Raw genomic sequence first — 2,321 nt, forward strand, 5'->3', positions numbered from 1 at the left:
GAGCCCGAGGTCTCCTCGCGGCACCGGGCCAGGGTCGCCCGGGACGGCGGGTCGCTGCGACTGACCGTCGACGACACCCAGCAGCGCTGGACCGTCGTCCGCTCCGCTGACCCCAAGGCGGCGGACACCTTCTGGGTGGCCGGCGACGGTGGCACCTGGGACCTGCGGCTGCTCCCGTTGATCGACTCCCGGATCCACGACGCCGGATTGTCGGACGGTCAGATCCTCAGCCCCATGCCCGGATCGGTCATCGCGTGTTTCGTCGCCGACGGCGACGAGGTGACCGCGGGCCAGAACGTCCTGGCCGTCGAGGCCATGAAGATGGAACACGCGCTGTCGGCGCCGATCGACGGAGTGGTCCGGCTGAACGTCACCACCGGCGAGCAGGTGCCCGCCGACCACCTGCTCGCGACGGTCGAACCAAGCACCGTCGAGCCCCACCCCTCCACCCCCGACCCCTCCACCGAGGAATCCGAAGGAGAAGGCAATGCCTGAGTTGGAAGAGCACTACGCCGACCTGAAGTCGACGGTCGCCGAGTTCGCCGACAAGGTGGTCGCCCCCGCCTCGGCCGAGCACGACCGCAACCACACGTTCCCCTACGAGATCGTGGCCGGGATGGGCGAGATGGGCCTGTTCGGGCTGCCCTTCCCGGAGGAGTTCGGCGGCATGGGCGGAGATTACTTCGCCCTGTCCCTGGCACTCGAGGAACTGGGCCGGGTCGACCAATCCACCGCCATGACGCTCGAGGCCGGCGTGGGCCTCGGTGCGATGCCGATCTACCACTTCGGTACCGAGGAGCAGAAGAACACCTGGCTCCCCGATCTCGCGGCCGGGAAGGCGCTCGCGGGCTTCGGGCTCACCGAGCCCGGTGCGGGGTCGGACGCCGGAGCCACCAGGACGACCGCCAAGCGCGACGGCGACGAGTGGGTGGTCAACGGCAACAAGCAGTTCATCACGAACTCGGGGACCGACATCACCTCGCTCGTCAACGTCACCGCCGTGACCGGCGTCCGCGACAACGGCAAGAAGGCCATCTCGACCATCATCGTCCCGTCCGGCACGCCCGGTTTCACCGTCGAACCGGCCTACGACAAGGTCGGGTGGAACTCCTCCGACACCCACCCGCTGACCTTCTCCGACGTGCGGGTCCCGGCGGAGAACCTGCTCGGGGAGGAGGGACGCGGTTACGCGAACTTCCTGTCGATCCTCGACGAGGGCCGCATCGCGATCGCGGCGGTGGCCACCGGCGCGGCGCAGGGGTGTGTGGACGAGTCGGTCAAGTACGCGCGTGAACGCGAGTCCATGGGCCAGAAGATCGGGTCGTTCCAGGCGATCTCCTTCAAGATCGCCCGCATGGAGGCCCGCGCCCACACCGCGCGCTGCGCCTACTACGAGGCCGCCCGCCTCATGCTGGCCGGCAAGCCGTTCAAGAAGGAGGCCGCCATCGCCAAGATGGTCTCCTCCGAGGCGGCCATGGACAACGCCCGGGACGCCACCCAGATCCACGGCGGCTACGGGTTCATGAACGAGTACCCGGTGGCGCGGCACTACCGGGACTCCAAGATCCTCGAGATCGGCGAGGGCACCACCGAGGTGCAGCTCATGCTGATCGCGCGGGGACTGGGGCTGTAGGCGATGACGGACCAGCGCAAAGAGGTCGTCCAACGCGGACTGTGGTTCGAGGAGTACGAGGTGGGCACCGCCTACCTCCACCGCCCCGGGCGCACGATGACCGAGACGGACAACGTCCTGTTCACCACGCTGACGATGAACACGCAGGCCCTGCACCTGGACGCGGCGTGGTCGGCCGAGCAGCCGGGCTTCGGCGGCGAGCGGCTCATGAACTCCATGCACACGCTGTCGACGCTGGTCGGGCTCTCGGTCGCGCAGCTCACCCAGGGCACGATCGTGGCCAACCTCGGATTCTCCGAGGTCACCTTCCCCAAGCCCGTGTTGCACGGCGACACCCTCTACGCCGAGACGGTGTGCACGGACAAGCGGGAGTCGAAGTCGCGCCCGGGCGAGGGCATCGTGACCCTCGAGCACATCGGTCGCAACCAGCACGGTGACGTGGTGGCGAGGGCTGTCCGTAAGACGCTGGTCCGTAAGCGTCCGGCCGACCAGGCGGGGGAGGGGCCGGCATGACCCCGGCGTGGATCCCGCCCGGCCCGGCACTGCTGTTCTGCCCGGCCGACCGCCCCGAGCGGTACGGCAAGGCGGCCGAGCGAGCGGACGTGGTGATCGTCGACCTGGAGGACGCGGTCGCACCGGACGCCAGACCGGCCGCCCGGGAGGCGCTCGTGGCCTCCGACCTGGATCC

General features: G+C 69.3%; 3 protein-coding genes and 1 pseudogene. All 4 read left to right on the forward strand.

The window, feature by feature from the left end:
• Window positions 1-495: biotin/lipoyl-binding protein (locus G6026_RS12275; protein WP_182613341.1), on the forward strand; the 495-nt coding region annotated here is incomplete at its 5' end.
• Window positions 488-1,633 carry an acyl-CoA dehydrogenase family protein gene (locus G6026_RS12280; RefSeq protein WP_107756981.1) on the forward strand — a complete coding sequence of 382 codons (1,146 nt, stop codon included), beginning with the start codon at window positions 488-490 and terminating at the stop codon, window positions 1,631-1,633. The genes G6026_RS12275 and G6026_RS12280, both read left to right, overlap by 8 nt.
• Window positions 1,634-1,636: 3 nt before the next feature.
• Window positions 1,637-2,146, forward strand: coding sequence for a MaoC family dehydratase (locus G6026_RS12285; RefSeq protein ID WP_107756980.1), 510 nt, complete (start codon window positions 1,637-1,639; stop codon window positions 2,144-2,146).
• Window positions 2,143-2,321, forward strand: a pseudogene (locus tag G6026_RS12290) (aldolase/citrate lyase family protein); the annotation flags it as partial. The gene G6026_RS12285 and the pseudogene G6026_RS12290, both read left to right, overlap by 4 nt.

This window comes from Dietzia sp. DQ11-38-2 (assembly GCF_014145055.1).
Classification (GTDB): domain Bacteria; phylum Actinomycetota; class Actinomycetes; order Mycobacteriales; family Mycobacteriaceae; genus Dietzia.